Raw genomic sequence first — 20,146 nt, 5'->3', positions numbered from 1 at the left:
GGCAAGTCTGACGTCGCGATCCGGCAAAAAGCGGTGCCGAAATGTGTCAGATTGGCGAAAAACCGCCCATAATGACATACGGGTGTGTCTGGTCAGTCGGCGACGGCGAGGGGCCAGTAGAAGTCCGGAGGCAGCCCAGCCTCGGCACGCTTCTCCTCGTTAAAGGGGGGCTTGAGGGGGCTGTGGAAGTAGCGTTGAACCAGATCGTGAAAAGCGTCTTTGGGGTCGAGGTTGTCGCGGCCGCAAAGGAAGTGGAACCATTTTGAGCCGTAGGCGACATGGGCGACCTCTTCGCTGTAGATTGTTTCGAGTGCAGCGACGGCGCTTTCGAGTTTGGCCTTGCGGAACACTTCGATCATGCCGGGGGTGACATCGAGCCCGCGCGCTTCGAGCACCATGGGGACGACAGCGAGGCGGCCCATGAAATCGGTTGCCGTGTCTTCGGCGGCGCGCCACATGCCCGCGTGGGCGGGCAGGGCACCGTAGTGGCTGCCCAGCTCTTCGAGGCAGTCGCACATAAGGTTGAAGTGCTTCGACTCTTCGTCCGCCGCTTTGACCCAGTCGTCGTAGAAGCCCATGGGCATGGGCACGTGGGTGAAGCGGGCGATGATGTCCCAGTGCAGGTCGACGGCGTTCAGTTCGATATGGGCGACGGCGTGCAGCAGGGCGATGCGCCCTTCGGGGCTGCCGGGGCGGCGGCGTGGCACGTCGCGGGGGCTGAGCAGTTCGGGCTTGGCGGGGCGCGCAGGGTGGAGCGGTGGGTTTGCGCTGCCGATGTCGGGCGTCTGGCTGTCGGCGCGGGCGGCTTTCCATTCGGCGGCGAGCTTGCGCGAGAGGGCCGTCTTTTCCCGACCGTCAGCAGTACGCAGCACCGCCTCGGCCATTTGGGCGAGGGGTATCATGAGGCGAGTATGGGCAGATTGGCCCGAGACTTTGCGGAGGTGTATTCGCGGTGTGGCATATGTCCTGATCCCGGCAATTCCGTCAGCGGCGCGCCGCTCATCGCGTTTGAGATGTGCGTCGACGGATCAAAGGTATCCATGGATCGTCGGTTCCCTACAAGGGGGGCGTCGCGTTGCGGTCCGGGTCAGGCTGGTTCTGGCATGCCATTTTTGGGGCTGTGTTAACTTGGATGACCAATGTGTGGGAGGCGGTGAGCATTGTCGGGTTGCGCCATGGGGCCTGCGCGTTGTTTGGTGTTGCACTGGCGTGCTTCCAGTGGATGGCGAGTTGGAGCACATTTTTGCCAATGCCGCCGCCTAGATTGAGGCGGAACCTTCCAAGATTGAGACATTCTTGGTCACGCAAACAAACGAAGTTTTTATGTGCAGTGAAAAGGTCCAGGAGACCTCGCGTGAGGCAGCGAGAGCGCTCCATATTTCTCTTTTAAATCAAAGCAGCTTCGCATCGGGACTGATCAACTAAAGCTGCTCAATCTGTTAAGTCGACGTGATTGGCAGAGACTTGAGAACGATTGCGAAAACCCAATTTTGAATTGAGCCCGTCAGATCACCAATTTGCATTTTGATTGGGCCAACCCGAACCAAACCGACCGATACCAACTGGAGGAAGACTATGACTTTTCTGAAAAAAGTGGGACCTGCGGCACTCTTCGCGACCGTTTTCGCGGCAAGCGGCGCCTTTGCAGCGGATGAAGTGTTTATCTCGGACGCTGACAAAGGGATTGCGATCAATGGGTATGATCCCGTGGCCTACCACACAGACGGGAAGCCGGTGAAAGGCAGTGCCGACTGGAAGTATGAGCACGAAGGTGCGGTTTACAAATTCTCGTCAGAAGCAAACAAGAAAGCCTTCAAAGCGGAACCGGCAAAGTTCGCGCCGGCATTTGGCGGTTGGTGTACCGTGGGTACGAGCAAAGGCAAGAAAATCGCCACCCAACCCGAGCTCTTCGCGATCGTCGACGGAACGCTTTACCTGAATTCGTCTGACGGCGCCCACAAACTGTTCAAGAAAGACAAGGTCGGCACAATCGACACGGCAGAGTCGAAATGGACCAAAATTGAAAGCAAGCCTGCCGCGGAGCTTTAACGATACGGTTTTAGCCTTTTGGGAGCGCGAATAATTTGCGCTCCCATGCAAAATGCGGTGCACGGCAAATACATAAGTGAAAAGTGGTCAGTATCGTTTTCAGGTTGAATGTGTCCTGAAAACAACCATTGCAGCAACGTTAGCTTTAGTTACGGCAACTCCACTGAACCGAAGTGTCAGCCGAAAACCCAAGGTCGGCATCGGGTGGTTGGCGTTGGCTAACGTTCCAATGTCACCGAAAGGCAGCTTGGTCCCGCACTGCCGACATTTAAAAAACCCGAAAATCGTGGCGCGCCATTCGGTGTTAGGTTTCCGTTAACCTGCCTTCACGGGCTGTATGTGACAAGAGGGGCTTTGCGTTTGCAATAAGGGCGCGTTTGTTTCAGGACGAGCGCTGTACTCATTTGGTGTCCGGCTGATACGCCACGTTCTAAAGCACCCTTCTACGCGAAAGGGCCTGCCGATACTTAGGAACCTATCGGCAGGCCCCCTTCGGATCACAGCGCCTTCACAGCCGCCAGCACAGCCTCGGCATGGCCGGGCACTTTGACCTTGGGCCATGTCATGGCGACATTGCCTGCCGCATCGATCAAATAGGTGGTGCGTTCGATGCCCATGTACTTCTTACCGTACATGTTCTTTTCCTTCCACACGCCGTAGTCTTCGCAGACCGACCCGTTTTCGTCGGACAGAAGACCCACGGTGAGGTCACGTTTCTTGGCGAACTTTGCGTGGCTGGCGACGCTGTCCTTGGAGATGCCGAAGATCTTGGCGCCTGCCGCTTCGAACTCGGCCAGGTTTTCGGAGAAGGCGATGGCTTCCTTGGTGCAGCCAGGCGTGTCGTCGCGCGGATAGAAGTACAGCACGACCGGTTCCCCTTGCAGCGCCGAGAGCGTCACGTCATTGCCGTCCGCGTCGGGCAGCGTGAAATCAGGAGCGGGCGAGGCGATGTCGAGCATGTTTTGGCCTTTTCGTTACTCATGGGAAAGATGTGACTGGCATGATAGGGCTGAGCGGACAAGAATAAAGACATGAGCAGTGCCGACCCCTCAACCGATCCGCCATCCGAGCGGAAAAAGAGCCTGTGGCGCCGCCTTGGGTTCGGCAGCATGTTGCTGAGCCTGATGTTCGCGGCTGTTATGGGGGCGGCGATTTATGTGTTGATCGGACGGCCTGTTGTGGCTCCGGATTGGCTGCGCGACCGGATCGAGTTGCGCGCGGGCGAAGCGCTTGGGGCTGCGTCCCTGCGTTTTGATGCGCTGGATCTGGTGGTCGAGGAGAGCACCAAGCCGCGCGTGCGCATGACCAATGTGCAGGTTTTGAACGACGCCGGTGTCGAGATTGTCGGGTTTTCCGAGATGCGGATCGGCTTGTCCCTGACCGATCTGGTGCAGGGGAAGTTTCGCCCGACAGAGATTGGTGTGACGGGCGTTTTTGCCAAGCTGCGCCGCGAGGTGGATGGGTCTGTCATCCTGTCGGGTGGTCTGGATCTGGGCGCGCCGTCGCGGCAGGCTGACACCTTTGCCAAGCTGATTGAGGGTGTCGACGACCTTGTGTCGATCCCGGGTCTTGCCGCCCTGACTGTTGCCGATGTGCAGGCCCTAACCCTTGAGGTGGAGGACGTGCGGTCCGCACGGGCGTGGACTGTTGATGGCGGGCGGATGCGTCTGACCCGTGTTGGAGATGTCGTGCGCGTGACCTCTGACCTGGCCTTGTTGAGCGGCGGGCAGGGGGTGGCCACACTGGAGGCGAACTACGAGAGCCGCGTGGGTGCCTCTGCCGCGACATTTGGTGTGTTGGTCGATGACGTGGATGCCGGTGACATCGCCGTTCTGGCTCCGGCCTTTGAGTGGTTGGACGTGTTGCGCGCGCCCATTTCCGGCGCGGTGCGCGGTGTCTTTGGTGTCGATGGCACGCTGGCCCCGATCAATGTGGCCTTGAACATTGGTGAGGGCGTCATTCAGCCGACTGATGCGACCCGGCCTGTGCCTTTCCGGTCGGCCCGCAGCTATTTCAGCTATGATCCTGAGGGCACCGTCATCGTGTTTGACGAGTTGTCCGTCGACAGCGCTTGGATCACCGCGCAGATCGACGGGCAGGCGGTGCTGGGCATTGATGATCGTGGTGGTCTGGATGATCTGGTGGGCCAGTTTCGCGCTACGTCCCTGAGCGCCAATCCCGATGATCTGTATCCCGAGCCGATCCGGATGGAGGCGGCGCAGGCGGATTTCCGGCTGCGGCTGAATCCGTTTCGGCTGGATATTGGGCAGGCGCTGTTTCAGGACAAGGGGCAGGACCTGATCGCCCGTGGCGCGTTGATGGCGGACCCGGACGGGTGGCGCTATGAGCTGGACGCGCAGATGGCGGGCATGATGCCCGAGCGTCTGCTGGAGTTGTGGCCGGACCGTTATGCGCCGAAGGCCCGCACGTGGGTGCTGGAGAACCTGCTGGACGGTGCGTTGCGCGACCTTGATCTGGCCCTGCGCGACACGCCCGGCGGTCCTGTCGTGGCCTATACGAGCTTTGCCTATGAGGACGCGAAGGTCCGGTATCTTAAAACCTTGCCCCCGGTAGAGCAGGCCCGCGGCAGTGCAAGTCTGTTGGATGGCCGGTTCGTGGTGTCGGTCGATCAGGGGCACGTGCCAGCGCCGCAGGGGGGGCGGATTGATGTCAGCGGGTCTTCCTTTATCATTCCGGACGTCCGCGCGCGCGAGGAGGTGCCCGCCATTGTCCGGCTGGAAACGGATGGGACTGTGACGGCGGGGCTGTCGCTGCTGGACATGCCGCCCCTGAATGTGATGGAGCGGGCGGGGCTGTCGCCCACTGTTGCGGACGGGCGGATGGCGGCGCAGGGGACGCTGGCCTTTTCCATGAAAAAGGGGCTGACGCCGCGCGACGTGCAATATGACGCGACTGGCACGGCGCGCGATGTGCTGAGCACGGCCTTGATCGAGGGGCGGCGGTTGGCGTCGGACCGGTTGCAGGTTGTCGCCTCGCAAAGCGGGGTTTCGGTGTCGGGGCCGGGCACTTTGGATGGTGTGCCATTTGACGTGACGTGGTCTCAGCCCTTGGGACAGGGGCCGCAGCCAAGCACCGTCAGTGGCACGATTGAGCTGTCCGAGCGCACCATTGATGCCTTTGATCTGGGCCTGCCCGCGGGTCTGGTGTCGGGACGCGGCAGCGGGAATATCGAGATTGAGTTGCCGGCGGGTGGTGGCGTGCCGTCCTTTGCGTTGTCCACCAATCTGCGCGGTGTGCGTCTGTCGTCGCCGCCGTTGGGGTGGTCGAAGCCTGCGGGCACACCGGCCTCGCTTTCGCTGACCGGCGCGTTGGGCGCAGCGCCGCGCGTGGACCGGCTGGTGCTGGATGCGCCAGGGTTGCAGGCCGAGGGCGCCATTACCGCAACGCCGGGCGCGGGGCTGGAGCGCGCCAGTTTCAGTTCGGTGCGCGTGGGCAACTGGCTGAACGGCCCCGTCGATCTGGTAGGCCGTGGCCGGGGCGTGCCGCCTGCGGTCGTGGTGCGGGGCGGGACGCTTGATCTGCGCCAGGCCGACTTTGGTGGCTCGGGCGCGGGCAGCGGCGGGCAGCAGGGCGGCGGACCGCTGAGCCTGACCCTCGACAGGTTGCAGATCACAGACACCATCGCGCTGATCGGCGTGTCGGGTGAGTTCAACATGGCAAACGGGCTGGACGGCACCTTTGCCGCGCGGGTGAACGGGGGCACGCCCATTCGCGGGCAGGTGCTGCCGCAGAACGGGCGCAGCGCCATTCGCATCACATCCAGCGATGCGGGCGGTGTTGCTGCGTCGGCGCGTATCCTCAGGCAAGCGCGCGGGGGTACGCTGGATCTGACCCTGTTGCCCGTGGGTGCGGCGGGCTTTGACGGCACATTGACTGTGCAGGAGACCCGCGTTCAGGATGCGCCGGCAATTGCGGCCCTTCTGAATGCGTTGAGCGTCGTTGGACTGCTGGAACAGATGGGCGGCAGCGGCATCCATTTTCGCGACGTGAACGCATCGTTCCGCCTGACCCCATCGACCATGACACTGACGCAGGCAAGTGCCACCGGGCCGTCCATGGGGCTGTCGATGGACGGGGTGTATGACGTTGCGGGCGGGCGGTTGAACATGCAGGGCGTGATCTCGCCCCTGTTTCTGATCAACGGGATCGGCAGCATCTTTACCCGAAGAGGCGAGGGGCTGATCGGGTTCAACTATACCCTGAGCGGTCCGGCGGCAGATCCGCGTGTGCAGGTGAACCCGCTGTCGGCGCTGACGCCCGGTCTGTTTCGAGAGATTTTCCGAGCGCCACCGCCCGATTTGCCACGGGTTGAGGGGGAAACCCCTGCGCCGGTCGTGCCCGAAGCCTTTGCACCCGTGGACCCCGGGCCAAGTGACGCAGAGCGGCGGCGGCAGGAACGTCAGCAACGTATTGATGAACGCTGAGCGCGCGGATAGAGGGCGCGCATGAAACTCGATGACTTTGATTTCGACCTGCCCGAAGCGCTGATCGCGACGCGGCCAGCCTCGCCCCGCTCGTCCGCACGGCTGTTGGTGGCGGACGGCGATGCGATCCATGACCAGCGGGTGACGGACCTTGTGACCTGGCTGCGCCCCGGTGATCTGCTGGTGTTGAATGACACGCGGGTGATCCCGGCGCGGCTGTTCGGCACACGGGCGCGGGAAAGTGCGCAGGGTCTGACCGAAGCCCGGATCGAGGTAACGTTGTTGGAGCCGCGCGCCGATGGCGCGTGGTCGGCGCTGGTGAAGCCCTTGAAGAAGGTGAAGCCGGGCGAGGTTGTGCGGTTTTCCGATGACTTGTCAGCGACGCTGGAGGGCAGTGCTGACGGGCAGGGGCATTTGCGGTTCAACCTGACAGGCGATGATTTCGATGCCGCATTGGCCGAGGCGGGCGCGATGCCGCTGCCCCCCTATATCGCTGCAAAGCGTGCCGCTGATGACAAGGACAAGACCGACTACCAGACGATCTGGGCCAGGAATTCGGGTGCTGTTGCTGCCCCTACGGCGTCGCTGCATTTTGACGAGGCGCTGATGGCGGCGCTGGCGGAACGGGGTGTTCAGACCACCTATGTCACCCTGCATGTTGGGGCGGGGACGTTCTTGCCGGTGAAGGTCGATGATGTCACCCAGCACAAGATGCACGCCGAATGGGGGCAGGTGTCGGAACAGGCAGCGACGCATATTGCCGAGGCCAAGGCGCGCGGCAATCGGGTGATTCCTGTTGGGACGACCGCGCTGCGGCTGATCGAGACGATGGCCCGCGACGGCGGGATTGCCCCGTGGGAGGGCGAGACGGACATTTTCATTTATCCCGGTTTCACCTTTCGCGTGGCAGACGGGCTGATGACCAATTTTCACCTACCCAAGTCGACGCTGATGATGCTGGTATCTGCGCTGATGGGGCAGGACCGGATCAAGGCGATTTACGACCACGCGGTTCGATCCCAGTACCGCTTTTTCTCTTACGGTGATGCGTCGCTTTTGTTGCCGCAAACGTGACACCGGAAACCGACATTTGAACGTCGCACATATCTGCGACAGGGGCCCCTGAGACGGGCGAATTATGAACCCACCCCTCCGAGGAGTTTGGCGAGATGTTCCAGGTACTGACAAGCGCATGGGCGCTTTTGTTTGGCATGGGTCTGTTGATGGTTGGCAACGGGATGCAGGGCACGCTGCTGGGCATCCGGGGCGAAATTGAGGGGTTCTCGACCGCCGAGATGTCGATTGTGATGTCGGCCTATTTCCTTGGCTTTCTTGGCGGCAGCCGCATGGCACCGCGGATGATCCAGCGGGTGGGGCATGTGCGGGTGTTTGCGGCCTTGGCTTCGTTGATCTCGGCCGTGATGATCCTGTACCCAACCTTTGCCGATCCTTGGGCCTGGACCGTGGGGCGGGTCGTGATCGGGTTTTGCTTTTCTGCGGTGTACGTGACGGCCGAGAGCTGGCTGAACGATGCCGCTGACAACTCGAACCGGGGCAAGGCGCTATCGCTTTACATGATCGTGCAGACGACGGGCATCGTGATCAGCCAGTACCTGCTGCTGACCGCTGATCCGTCGGGCTTTATCCTGTTTGTTATTCCTTCAGTGCTGGTGTCGCTGGCGATCACGCCCATTCTGCTGTCCATCAGCCCGGTGCCCGCCTTTGACACGACAAAGCCGATGACGCTGCGCGAGCTGGTCGGCTATTCGCCGCTGGGCTGTGTGGGCATGTTCCTGCTGGGTGGTGTCTTTGCCGCGCAGTTTGGGATGGCGGCGGTTTATGGTACGGCAGCGGGGCTGAGTGTGGCGCAAATCTCGGCCTTTGTATCGACCTTTTTTATCGGGGCGGTGGTGCTGCAATATCCCATCGGGTGGATTTCGGATCGGATGGACCGCCGTGTGCTGATCCTGATCGTGGCTGCTGTTGGCGGGGTGGGGTCGGTGATTGGGCTGATCCTGGGCGGCAACTTTGCGATGCTGCTTGTGTCGGCCTTTGTGGTGGGGGGCATGTCGAACCCGCTCTATTCGCTGCTGCTGGCGCACACGAACGACTTTCTGGATCACGACGATATGGCGGCGGCCTCGGGCGGGTTGGTATTTATTAACGGGTTGGGTGCTGTTTTTGGCCCGCTGATTGTGGGCGCGTTGATGGAGAGTGTGGGGCCGTCAGGGTTCTACATGTTCACCGGTGTGCTCTTTGCCGCGCTTGTGGCTTATGCCGCCTATCGGACGACGCAGCGGGCCACTGTGCCTGTGGATGAGACGGGCGCGTATGTGGTCATGTCGCAGGCCACGACCACCCCGGTGGCGATGGAGATTGCCCAAGAATACGCCATCGAGACGGACCTGGAGGGCGAAGACGACAACCGGGCCGCGTAATATGTCGCACCTGTTGTATTTCGTGATTTGGGACCCAACGTAAACTGTGTAACGCTTTTTTGGCAGGACATGGGCAGGGAGAGAAAAGCCATGGTGGGTCCGGACGATATATTGAGGTTCTGGCTGGACGAGTGCGGTCCGGAGGATTGGTTCAAATCCGATCCCGCATTTGACCAGGAGATACGGGACCGTTTTGGCCCGACCTGGAAGGCGGCGACCGAGGGTAAGTTCGCGCTTTGGCTGACCTATCCGTCTGGCGCGCTGGCCTATATCATCCTGACCGACCAGTTCCCGCGCAACATGTTCCGCGATAATGCGGCATCATTTTCTACCGACAAGGCGGCGCTCGCCGCTGCCAAGTCGGCCATCGCCAAGGGCTGGGACATGCGCATCGATCCCCCGGCACGCCAGTTCTTCTACATGCCGCTGGAGCATTCGGAGAATGCCTGTGATCAGGACCGCGCGGTGCGGCTGATCTGTGAGCGGATGAATGATGCTGAGTTCCTGCTTCATGCGCGCGCGCATCGCGAGGTGATCCGCCGCTTTGGTCGTTTTCCGCATCGGAACGTCATGTTGGGGCGCGCCACCACTGCGGCGGAGAAAGCGCATCTGGATGCGGGCGGCTATGGCGCGGTGGTGCGCGGATTACAGGCCGCCGAGGCAGCCTGATAATTTTCTGAGCGTTGAAACGTTGCTGGCGCAGGGCTTTACCCTGCGTCAGTCGATTTGTCGCGCTCGGCTTTCGTTGTGGCTTGCTCAGAAATAGTTTATTGCTCAGAAATAGTTTAACGGTAAACTAGTTTTGACGCAGTGCTTGGCGAGGAGCTTGATATGGCAGCGAAATCCTTTGATGTGGTGATCATCGGCTCTGGCCCCGGGGGCTATGTGGCCGCCATCCGGGCCGCGCAATTGGGCTTGAGCACCTGCGTTGTGGAGCGTGAGCACCTGGGCGGGATTTGCCTGAACTGGGGCTGTATCCCGACCAAGGCGATGCTGCGGTCGTCGGAAGTGTTCCACCTGATGCACCGGGCCAAGGAGTTTGGCCTGAAGGCGGATGGCATCGACTATGATCTGGACGCTGTCGTGGATCGCTCGCGCAAGGTGGCGGGGCAGTTGTCCGGCGGCGTGCAGCACCTGCTGAAGAAGAACAAGGTGACCGTTATCATGGGCGAGGGCACGATCCCGTCCAAGGGCAAGGTGTCGGTGAAGACCGACAAAGGCACCGAAGAGCTGATGGCCAAGAACATCATCCTCGCCACCGGCGCGCGGGCGCGTGAATTGCCGGGGCTTGAGGCGGATGGCGAGTTGGTCTGGACCTACAAGGCGGCGCTGACGCCGAAGCGGATGCCGAAAAAGCTGCTGGTGATCGGATCGGGCGCCATCGGTATCGAATTCGCCAGCTTCTACAATACGCTGGGCGCGGACACGACCGTGGTTGAGGTTATGGACCGAGTGCTGCCGGTCGAGGATGCTGAGATCAGCGCCTTTGCCAAGAAAGCCTTTGAAAAGCAGGGCATGAAGATCATGCAGAAGGCGATGGTGAAGCAGCTCGATCGCGCCAAGGGCAAAGTTGCCGCTCATATTGAGGTGGGTGGTAAGGTCGAGAAGCATGACTTCGATACTGTCATTTCCGCTGTGGGCATCGTTGGCAATGTCGAGGGGTTGAACCTTGAGAAGCTGGGCGTGAAGGTGGACCGGACCCATGTTGTGACGGACGAGTATTGTCGCACCGGGGTCGAGGGCATCTTTGCCATCGGTGATATCGCGGGCGCGCCTTGGCTGGCACACAAAGCGTCCCACGAGGGCGTCATGGTGGCCGAGCTGATCGCAGGCAAGAACGACGTGCATCCGATCAAGCCGAACTCGATTGCCGGATGCACCTATTGCCATCCGCAGGTGGCCAGCGTTGGTCTGACAGAGGCGAAGGCCAAGGAAGCAGGCTATAAAATCAAGGTGGGCAAGTTCCCGTTCATCGGCAACGGCAAGGCCATCGCTTTGGGTGAGCCCGAGGGCATGATCAAGACGATCTTTGATGAGAAAACGGGCGAGTTGCTGGGTGCGCATATGATCGGCGCGGAAGTGACCGAGCTGATCCAGGGCTATGTCGTGGGACAAGCCCTGGAGACGACGGAAGAAGACCTGATGCACACCGTGTTCCCGCATCCGACGTTGTCGGAAATGATGCATGAAAGTGTGCTGGACGCCTATGATCGCGTGATCCATATGTAGACCGTCCGCTTTTCCGTATGGACGCAAACCGATGGTTGCTACTCTGCAGCCATCGGTTTTTTTGATTCTGGGGGACGGGATGCTTTGTTTCAGGCGTGTTTGTGTTGGCTTAGTCGGGGTTTGGCTGATGGTTTTGCCGGCTTCAGCGCAACAGTTCCAGTTCGAGTATTACGCAATGCTCAGCCCGCATGACACCTACAATTCGCGTGGTGTGCCGGTGAACGATGTTTGCGGGATCATTCAGCAGGACAGGGCCAATGTGCACAAGTTCGGGCTGCGCGATATGGCGGACAATGTCGACCCGTTCTTTACCACACCAGAGCGCCGAGCGATGATTGCAGGGCGATGCCAGTACGACCCAAGCTATCACACGGTGCAGCGCATTCGGTCCCAATACATTGGCTATGTGCTGGTGCGTGTCACAGGCGCGAACGGCGTGGTGACAAGCGTGCAGATTTTCGAAGCAGCGGGTTGACGCAGAAGGCATTGCGTCGCGCGCAATCCCGAGGTCACTAATGCACAGAACCGGCCCTTGCGGGTCCCCGCGAACGGGCGTAGCGGGTTGGCCATGACCGACCGCACATCATTCCCGCTTGTCTTTGCCCTTTGGGGCGCGGGGCTTGGTGCGGCAGGGCAATACGCCAAGATTTCCGTGATTTTTGATCAGCTTCCCGCAGTGTATCCTGATGCGGGTGCGGCGCTGGGGTTCATCGTTTCGTTGGTCGGGTTCGTTGGCATCGTACTGGGCGTCGTTGCGGGGCTGGTTGTGGCCCGCATCCGCTATCGCCGCGCGATGCTTTGGGCGCTGTGGGTTGGGGCCGCGCTGTCGCTGTTTCAGGCAACGTTGCCAAGCCTGCCGTGGATGTTGGTGAGCCGCGCGCTTGAAGGCGTGTCACATCTGGCGATGGTGGTTGCCGCGCCTACGCTGATCGCGCAATTGAGCGCCGAGCGGCATCGCGGATTTACGCTGACGCTGTGGAGTACGTTCTTTTCCGTGGCCTTTACACTGCTTGTTGTGCTGGGCCTGCCATTGGTTGATGCGATGGGATTGCCAGCGCTCTTTGTGGCGCACGCCATTTGGCTGGTGGTTTTTGCAGTGATCCTGGGCCTGTTCCTGCGCCCGCTTGAGGTTCCGCCTGAGGGGCGGCTGACGCTTGGAGGGATTCTGCGAGATCATGGGGCGATCTACGCCTCGCCCCGGATCGCCGCACCGGGGGCAGGGTGGATGTTCTACACGTTCTGTTTTCTTGCGATCCTGACGGTGCTGCCGCCCTATATTGCGCCGGAATGGCGGGCTTGGGTGATTGGAGCCATGCCGTTGGTGTCGATTGGCGTGTCGCTGACATTCGGGGTGTACATGCTGCGCCACATCTCGGCCGTGATGCTGGTGCAGATCGGCTTTGCCCTGTGCATCGCGTCGCTTTTGTGGCTGTGGATGATGCCGGGCCTGCCCGTCGCCTGTTTGGCTCTGGCGGGTGCCTTGGGGCTGGTGCAGGGGGCGAGTTTTGCCGCCGTGCCGCAGTTGAACGACACCGCGGCGCATCAATCACAGGCTTATGGCGGACTGGCGCAGACCGGCAATCTGGGCAACACGCTGGGCACGCCTGCCTTGCTTGCGGTGCTGAGCGTGGCGGGGTTTCCGGGCTTGGTATGGACCTGCATCGCCGTCTTTTTGTGCGGGATTGCGGCGCACGCGTGGATGGCGGCGCGTCGCTCCTGACAGGTTGCGGCAGCAAGAGGTATGTTCACGGCTTGTTCTGATTTTTCCGTTGGCTGTTTAAGTCATCTGACCTATGTACAGATCGTTAATCCGGGGGGCTGACATGGCCGAGCAAAAGAATATCGAGGTGCGCGGCGCGCGCGAGCATAACCTCAAGAGTATTGACGTGGACATTCCGCGCGACCAACTGGTTGTGATCACTGGCCTTTCCGGGTCGGGCAAGTCGAGCCTGGCCTTTGACACGATCTATGCCGAGGGGCAGCGCCGCTATGTGGAATCGCTGTCGGCCTATGCGCGGCAGTTCCTCGACATGATGCAGAAGCCGGATGTGGATCACATTTCCGGCCTCAGCCCCGCCATTTCGATTGAGCAGAAGACGACGTCGAAGAACCCCCGGTCGACCGTCGGGACTGTCACCGAAATCTACGACTATATGCGTCTGCTCTTTGCCCGGGTCGGTACGCCGTATTCGCCCGCCACTGGCAAGCCGATTGAGGCGCAGCAGGTGCAGGATATGGTCGACCGCATCATGGCGATGGAGGAGGGGACACGCGCCTATCTGCTGGCGCCTATCATCCGGGACCGGAAGGGCGAGTACCGCAAGGAATTTCTGGAGCTGCGCAAGCAGGGCTTCCAGCGGGTGAAGGTGGACGGGTCGTTCTACGAGCTGGACGAGCCGCCGACGCTGGACAAGAAGTTTCGCCATGACATCGACGTGGTGGTGGACCGGATCGTGGTGCGCGAGGGGCTTGAGACGCGGCTGGCGGATTCGCTGCGCACGGCTTTGGATCTGGCGGATGGGATTGCGATCCTAGAGACGGCACCGAGTGAGGGTGAGCCGGAGCGCACGACCTTCTCCGAGAAATTTGCTTGTCCTGTCAGTGGCTTCACGATCCCCGAGATCGAGCCGCGTCTCTTTTCGTTCAACGCACCTTTTGGCGCGTGCCCGTCCTGTGACGGGTTGGGGCATGAGCTGTTCTTTGATGAACGGCTGGTCGTGCCGGATCAGAACCTGAAGGTTTATGACGGGGCCTTGGCCCCGTGGCGGAAGGGGAAGTCGCCGTACTTCCTGCAGACCATCGAGGCGATTGCGAAGCATTACGAGTTCGATCCGCAGACGAAGTGGAAGGACCTGCCGAAACACGTGCAGCAGGTGTTTCTGTATGGCTCGCACGATGAGGAAATCCCGTTCCGCTATGACGAGGGCGGGCGTGTCTATCAGGTGACGCGGGTGTTCGAAGGGGTCATCCCCAACATGGAACGCCGCTACCGCGAGACGGATTCGAACTGGATTCGTGAGGAGTTTGAGCGGTACCAGAACAACCGGCCTTGCGGCGATTGCGGCGGGTATCGCCTGCGGCCCGAGGCGCTGGCGGTGAAGATTGGGCCACGCGATGATCCTGACAATCTGCTCCATGTGGGGCAGGTGGTCGAGATGTCGATCCGCGAGGCCTATGCCTGGTGTCAGGAGGTGCCGAAGCATCTGAGCGACCAGAATAATGAGATTGCGCGCGCCATTCTGAAGGAAATCCGCGAGCGTCTTGGGTTCCTGAATAACGTGGGTCTTGAGTATCTTACGATGTCACGTTCAAGTGGCACATTAAGTGGTGGTGAGAGCCAGCGCATCCGGTTGGCCTCCCAAATTGGGTCGGGACTGACTGGCGTGCTGTATGTGCTGGACGAGCCATCCATTGGGTTGCACCAGCGCGACAATGACCGGCTGCTCGGCACGCTCAAGAACTTGCGGGATCAGGGCAATACGGTTGTTGTGGTTGAACATGACGAAGAGGCGATCCGCGAGGCCGATTATGTGTTCGACATCGGTCCGGGCGCGGGCGTGCATGGCGGCGAGGTTGTAGCCAAGGGGACGCCGCAGGAATTGGCTGCCAGTGGGTCGATCACGGGTGACTATCTGTCGGGCAAGCGAGAGATTGCGGTGCCTGCCACGCGGCGGAAGGGCAAAAAGGGCAAGAAGAAGCTGACTGTCGTAAAGGCGACCGGGAACAACTTGCAAAACGTGACCGTGGACTTTCCGCTTGGCAAGTTCGTCTGCGTAACTGGCGTGTCCGGTGGGGGTAAGTCCACGCTGACGATTGAGACGCTGTTCAAGACCGCCTCCATGCAGCTGAACGGTGCGCGCCAGACGCCTGCGCCCTGCGAAACGATCAAGGGGCTGGAGCATCTGGACAAGGTCATCGACATCGACCAGCGGCCCATTGGGCGCACGCCAAGGTCCAACCCGGCGACCTATACCGGCGCTTTCACCCCGATCCGTGACTGGTTTGCCGGCCTGCCCGAAGCCAAGGCGCGCGGCTACAAGCCCGGTCGTTTCAGCTTCAACGTCAAGGGCGGGCGCTGCGAAGCGTGCCAGGGTGATGGTGTCATCAAAATCGAGATGCACTTCCTACCCGACGTCTATGTTGAATGCGAGACTTGCAAGGGCGCGCGCTACAACCGGGAAACGCTTGAGATCAAGTTCAAGGGCAAGTCCATCGCCGATGTGCTGGATATGACAGTTGAGGACGCGCAGGAGTTCTTCCAAGCGGTGCCGTCGATCCGCGAAAAGATGGACGCGCTGATGCGGGTGGGTCTCGGCTATATCAAGGTGGGCCAGCAGGCGACGACCTTGTCCGGGGGCGAGGCGCAGCGGGTGAAGTTGTCGAAGGAACTGTCGAAACGGTCGACGGGTCGGACGCTCTATATCCTCGACGAACCCACCACGGGCCTGCACTTCGAAGACGTGCGCAAGCTGTTGGAAGTACTGCATGAATTGGTGGATCAGGGCAATTCAGTGGTCGTGATCGAACATAACCTCGACGTTGTGAAAACCGCCGATCACATCATCGACATTGGCCCGGAAGGTGGCGATGGCGGGGGGCAGGTCGTTGCCACAGGTACGCCAGAAGACGTGGCCGAGGTCGCGGAAAGCCATACCGGTCGCTATCTCAAGCCGATGCTTGCGACCCGCAAAGTCGCGGCGGAGTGATTCCGCGCATCGCGTTGAACGTAAATCGCGGGATCGCCATCTCACCCCTACAATCTTGTTGGGAGGGTGAAGATGATGAGACCTTGCTATACGGTGTCGGTCTTGAGCGCTGCGCTGTTGGCGTCCCCCTTGGCGGCGCGCGAAATTGTGCATGACCTGTCCGGGTTTTCAAAAATTGACGCATCCAATCATGTGAAGGTTAATGTCTATTCCGGAGAGGCGTTCCGGGTTGTTTCCGATGTGTCGGGCACAGCGCGTGCGCGACACTTGCACGTGGAGCAGGATGGCGACACGCTTAAGATCTGGCGCACGGGTGACTCGTCCATGATCCTGATGGGCATGGCGGACCGTTACGAGGTGACGGTGTCCATGCCGGCGTTGACGTCGATCACAGCAAGCAGCGGGGTGAATGTCGAGGTGACGGGCACTTTTCCCGGCATCAGTTCCTTTGATGCAAAAGCCAGCAGTGGCGCCGATGTTGATGTGAATGGGCTTGAGGTGGAGAGCGTGATGCTCCGGTCCAGTTCTGGATCTGATCTGGATGTACGTGGCACCTGCACCACGCTTGTGGCTGAAGCCTCTAGCGGTTCGTCCATTGATGCAGAAAACCTGAAGTGCAAGGACGCGAAAGCCGAAGCGTCCAGCGGGTCGGAAATTGATCTCTACATCACCGGCACGCTGCGCGCGCGTGCATCGAGTGGCGGTGACATTGATGTCGAAGGCGCGCCGGTGGATGCGGATGTGTCCATAAGTTCGGGCGGGGACGTGAGCCTGCCGGACACCTGATCGCTGCCGTTGAGGTGCCTGCGTCAACCTGTCTGACCCTTTTTCCGCTTGTGGTCAGAATGCCGCATTCAATGGGGCGGTGTGGGTTTTTACCTCAGGCAAAACCTGAACGGAGAGCCCATTCGATGACTTCGACAACCACACACGTGCCGCCGCAAAAATCCTTTCTGTGGGGCGGAATTGAGGCCGTTAAAGATGTTGCCAAAACGATCACGCCTGCGCTGATCGGGACTGAAGCGCGTGTTCTTTACGTGATGCTCGCGCTGGTCAGTCTCTGGGGACTGGCGATTGCCACGTGGGGCTATCCTGCGCTGATAATCGTCGCTGTCGGACTTGTGCCCGTGATGTTTGGCGTTTTGCTGTTGATCACAGTCGGGAAGTAGCCGTCAATTGCGTCCACGGGCGGAGAAGCGGGGCAGCATGGCGCTGAAATCCCTGCCTTTTCCGCCTTCCTCCTCGACGAACTGGCGGTAGAGTTCGAGCGCGCGCTGGCCCATCGGTGTGTCAGCGTTCACCGCCTCTGCCGCTTGCTGGCTGAGCCCGAGGTCCTTGAGCATGAGTTCCGCGGCGAAGCCCGGCTGGTAGTTGTTGTCGGCAGGGCTTTGCGGGCCGACGCCGGGGGCAGGGCAGTAGGCGTTCATTGTCCATGAATAGCCCGAGGATGTGCTGACCACGTCGAACATTTTTTGCCGGTCTAGCCCGAGTTTGTCAGCGAGAGCGAAGGCTTCGCAGGTGGCGATCATTGTGGCGCCGAGGATCATGTTGTTGCAGATCTTGGCCGCCTGACCGGCGCCAGCGTCGCCGCAATGCACGGCCTTTTGGCCCATGATGTCGAAGAGCGGTTTGGCGGCGCTGAAGGCCGCATCGGTGCCGCCTGCCATGAATGTGAGCGTGCCGCCCGCTGCGCCGCCGATCCCGCCTGAGACAGGCGCGTCAACGCAGCCCAAGCCAGACCCGTCAGCCTGCGCCGCCACGGCGCGGGCGCTTTCGACATCGACGGTTGAGCAGTCGATGAGGGTTGCACCCGCTTTCATCGCCGGGACTACGTCATTTGCCACGGCGCGCAGGATGTCACCGTTAGGTAGCATGGTGATGACGATGTCCTTGTCCGCCGCCGCCTCGGCCGCACTGTCCGCATCTGCGACCCCTTCGGCAGAGGTGCCAGCGACGTCAAAGCCCGTCACCTCATGTCCCGCCTTGGCGAGGTTTTCGGCCATGGGCGCACCCATATTGCCCAGCCCGATAAATCCGATCTTCATGCCTGTTCCTCCCAGTTCAAGCGCCATTTTGCCCAGTGGCATCAGCATCTTGCTGACGGCCATGGGCGGGACCGACCCGTCGGCGTATTGCCATTGCGGATTGCGGTCCTTGTCGATGATGGCGGCCCGGATCCCTTCCAGAAAGTCGCCATGCTCCATCGCGCGCGCGGTAAAGCGGTATTCGAGGTCGAGCGCCTTTTCCAGCGTGAGGGAGGGGCCGCGCAGGCGGTTCAGCGCCTCGATCGTGCAGGCCATGGCGAGCGGGCTGTTGCGGTCCATGCGTTTGAGCGTGTCGCGAGCGAAGTCGCTGTCTTCGCCTTTGAGCGTTGTGAAGACGTCGCCGAGGGACACGCCGTGAAAGTGTCTGTCGATGTCCGGCATCGCCTCTTGCAAAGGGCCGGGGGCAGGGGTGGTGGCCGCCTCGACAATGCAGTCGGTGTTGCCCATTGCTTCGAGCGTGGCGATCAGGTTGGGCCACTGCGCTTCGGGAATGTAGTGATCGGCAAACCCGGCAAATATCGCGTCGGAGGCGTTCATGCGCGCCGCCGTGGTGCCGAGGTATTCGCCCAAGCGTCCGGGGGCGAGGGCCAGCATCAGCGAGCCGCCGACGTCGGGGATAAGGCCGATGCCGCATTCAGGCATGGCGATCTGGCTGCTGTCGCCCACGACCCGGTGCGAGCCGTGGCAGCCGATGCCGACGCCGCCGCCCATTGTGAAGCCCTGTAGGAAGCTGATGACAGGTTTGGTGTAGTGAAAGATCTTGTGGTTGAGGCGGTATTCGTCGGCCCAGAACTTCTGGCCGTAGGCGTAGTCGCCCTTGGTGCCTGTTGCGTAGAGTTCGGCGATGTCCCCGCCCGAACAGAAGGCGCGGTCGCCTTCTGCATCGAGTATCACGACCGCGATCCCGTCGTCGTCGCGCCATGTGTCGAGTGCCGCTTCGATAGCGAGGCACATCTCATAGGTCATGGCGTTGAGCGCCTGCGGGCGCTGCAATGTGATCCGGCCTGCTTGGCCAGTGATACGGATTGAGATGCCGGTCATCGGTTCTTCAGCATATCGCGCGCCACGATGACCCGCATGATTTCGTTTGTACCCTCAAGGATCTGGTGGACACGCAAGTCGCGCACCAGTTTTTCGATGCCATAGTCGGCCAGATAGCCATACCCGCCGTGCAGTTGCAGGCATTGGTCAACGACCTTGGATCCGGCCTCGGTCACGAATTTCTTTGCCATGGCACAGAACTTCGTCGCATCAGGCGCGTCATTGTCCAGTTTCCAAGCCGCCTGGCGGAGGAAGGTGCGGGCGGCTTGCAACTCGATCTCCATATCCGCGAGGCGGAATTGCAGGCCCTGGAATTGGTCTATGGACTGACCGAAGGCTTTGCGCTCGCCCATATAGGCTAGCGTCGTGTTGATGGCTGTCTGCGCCGCACCAAGTGAACAGGCGGCAATGTTCAGGCGGCCCCCATCCAAGCCCATCATCGCATATTTGAAACCAGAGCCCTCTTCGCCCACCAGATTGCCGCTGGGAATGTTGCAATTGTCGAATTGGACTTGGGCCGTGGGCTGGCTTTTCCAACCCATCTTGTCCTCAAGCCCGCCAAAGGACAGCCCTTCGGTGCCGTCTTCAACATAGACGGTGGAGACGCCTTTTGGTCCGTCTTCGCCCGTGCGGACCATACAGACATACGCATCGGAATAGCCGCCGCCTGAGATGAACGCCTTGGTTCCGTTAAGCACATAGCCCTCGTTCGTGCGCTCCGCACGGGTGCGCAGGGCGGCGGCGTCGGAGCCGCTCCCGGGTTCGGTCAGGCAGTAGCTGAGCACGGTGTTCATGCTCAGTACGTCCGGCATCACACGCGCCTTGAGGTCGTCATCTGCAAAGCTGTCGAGCATCTTGGCGCACATGTTATGAATCGACAGGAACGCGGCGACAGAGGGGCAGGCCATCGACAGAGCCTCGAACACCAGCGTGGCGTCGAGCCGCGACAAATCCGCGCCGCCTGCATCTTCGGAGACATAGAGGGATGCAAAGCCCAGTTCACCAACCTTGGGCCACAGATCCTTGGGGATCGTGCCTGCCGCTTCCCAGTCGCGCGCATGAGGGGCAATTTCCGACTGACCAAAAGCGTAGGCCATGTCAAAAATTGCCGTTTGTTCCTCGGTCAGTGCGAAATCCATGGTCCCTCCCGTCGCGCCATGCCTTGAATTGAACGCACGTTAAATTCCGATGTT

General features: G+C 60.8%; 16 protein-coding genes and 1 pseudogene. 11 read left to right on the top strand and 6 right to left on the bottom strand.

The genetic code is table 11. From position 1 onward, the window contains the following. Positions 1-92: 92 nt before the first annotated feature. Entirely contained in the window at positions 93-902 is an 810-nt protein-coding gene (locus RA29_RS15815; protein WP_039687485.1) for a ferritin-like domain-containing protein, read from the bottom strand. After that, on the bottom strand, positions 899-1,042 hold the full coding sequence (locus RA29_RS23270; RefSeq protein ID WP_193743542.1) for a hypothetical protein: 144 nt from the start codon (positions 1,040-1,042) through the stop codon (positions 899-901). The genes RA29_RS15815 and RA29_RS23270 overlap by 4 nt, the downstream gene beginning before the upstream one ends. A gap of 533 nt (positions 1,043-1,575) precedes the next feature. Here RA29_RS23270 and RA29_RS15810 point away from each other — a divergent pair. Continuing rightward, positions 1,576-2,049: a YHS domain-containing (seleno)protein gene (locus tag RA29_RS15810; RefSeq protein WP_039687483.1), complete on the top strand. Its 474-nt coding sequence runs from the start codon at positions 1,576-1,578 to the stop codon at positions 2,047-2,049. A 497-nt stretch (positions 2,050-2,546) separates the two neighbouring features. Here the strand turns inward: RA29_RS15810 and bcp are convergent, their stop codons facing one another. Continuing rightward, positions 2,547-3,008, bottom strand: coding sequence for a thioredoxin-dependent thiol peroxidase (bcp, locus tag RA29_RS15805; RefSeq protein WP_039687481.1), 462 nt, complete (start codon positions 3,006-3,008; stop codon positions 2,547-2,549). Positions 3,009-3,080: 72 nt separating this feature from the next. Here bcp and RA29_RS15800 point away from each other — a divergent pair, with 72 nt between their 5' ends. The 10 genes from RA29_RS15800 to RA29_RS15755 all read left to right on the top strand — a co-directional run bounded on the left by RA29_RS15800 (position 3,081) and on the right by RA29_RS15755 (position 17,036). Next, positions 3,081-6,494: a hypothetical protein gene (locus RA29_RS15800; RefSeq protein ID WP_152613032.1), complete on the top strand. Its 3,414-nt coding sequence runs from the start codon at positions 3,081-3,083 to the stop codon at positions 6,492-6,494. Between the two features lie 21 nt (positions 6,495-6,515). Continuing rightward, positions 6,516-7,568, top strand: coding sequence for a tRNA preQ1(34) S-adenosylmethionine ribosyltransferase-isomerase QueA (queA, locus tag RA29_RS15795; protein ID WP_039687479.1), 1,053 nt, complete (start codon positions 6,516-6,518; stop codon positions 7,566-7,568). Positions 7,569-7,663: 95 nt separating this feature from the next. Further along, entirely contained in the window at positions 7,664-8,932 is a 1,269-nt protein-coding gene (locus RA29_RS15790; RefSeq protein WP_039687477.1) for an MFS transporter, read from the top strand. Between the two features lie 90 nt (positions 8,933-9,022). Next, positions 9,023-9,601 (top strand): DUF924 family protein, encoded by a 579-nt coding sequence (locus RA29_RS15785; protein WP_039687475.1) that lies wholly within the window; start codon positions 9,023-9,025, stop codon positions 9,599-9,601. Between the two features lie 162 nt (positions 9,602-9,763). Beyond that, positions 9,764-11,161, top strand: a complete 1,398-nt coding sequence (gene lpdA / locus RA29_RS15780) for a dihydrolipoyl dehydrogenase (protein ID WP_039687916.1) — start codon at positions 9,764-9,766, stop codon at positions 11,159-11,161. Between the two features lie 127 nt (positions 11,162-11,288). Continuing rightward, positions 11,289-11,636: a hypothetical protein gene (locus tag RA29_RS15775; RefSeq protein ID WP_039687473.1), complete on the top strand. Its 348-nt coding sequence runs from the start codon at positions 11,289-11,291 to the stop codon at positions 11,634-11,636. Between the two features lie 93 nt (positions 11,637-11,729). Then, entirely contained in the window at positions 11,730-12,881 is a 1,152-nt protein-coding gene (locus RA29_RS15770; RefSeq protein ID WP_039687471.1) for an MFS transporter, read from the top strand. Positions 12,882-12,984: 103 nt separating this feature from the next. After that, positions 12,985-15,867 carry an excinuclease ABC subunit UvrA gene (gene uvrA / locus RA29_RS15765; RefSeq protein WP_039687470.1) on the top strand — a complete coding sequence of 961 codons (2,883 nt, stop codon included), beginning with the start codon at positions 12,985-12,987 and terminating at the stop codon, positions 15,865-15,867. Positions 15,868-15,939: 72 nt separating this feature from the next. Beyond that, positions 15,940-16,653, top strand: coding sequence for a head GIN domain-containing protein (locus RA29_RS22015; RefSeq protein ID WP_082029553.1), 714 nt, complete (start codon positions 15,940-15,942; stop codon positions 16,651-16,653). Between the two features lie 125 nt (positions 16,654-16,778). After that, complete coding sequence (locus tag RA29_RS15755; protein WP_039687468.1) at positions 16,779-17,036, top strand: hypothetical protein; 258 nt, start codon at positions 16,779-16,781, stop codon at positions 17,034-17,036. 3 nt (positions 17,037-17,039) lie between these two features. On the opposite strand, the gene mmsB is transcribed toward RA29_RS15755, so the two are convergent. The 3 genes and pseudogenes from mmsB to RA29_RS15740 form a co-directional block, all read right to left on the bottom strand. After that, complete coding sequence (gene mmsB, locus RA29_RS23845) at positions 17,040-17,912, bottom strand: 3-hydroxyisobutyrate dehydrogenase (RefSeq protein WP_039687913.1); 873 nt, start codon at positions 17,910-17,912, stop codon at positions 17,040-17,042. Between the two features lie 90 nt (positions 17,913-18,002). Then, positions 18,003-18,953, bottom strand: a pseudogene (locus RA29_RS23840) (enoyl-CoA hydratase/isomerase family protein); the annotation flags it as partial. Continuing rightward, positions 18,950-20,092: an acyl-CoA dehydrogenase family protein gene (locus RA29_RS15740; RefSeq protein ID WP_039687466.1), complete on the bottom strand. Its 1,143-nt coding sequence runs from the start codon at positions 20,090-20,092 to the stop codon at positions 18,950-18,952. The pseudogene RA29_RS23840 and the gene RA29_RS15740, both read right to left, overlap by 4 nt. Positions 20,093-20,146 lie beyond the last annotated feature (54 nt).

The sequence above is a fragment of the Tateyamaria sp. ANG-S1 genome (assembly GCF_000814025.1).
GTDB lineage: Bacteria > Pseudomonadota > Alphaproteobacteria > Rhodobacterales > Rhodobacteraceae > Tateyamaria.
The sequence above is the reverse complement of the archived record's forward strand: the minus strand, read 5'-3'. Positions and strand labels throughout refer to the sequence as shown.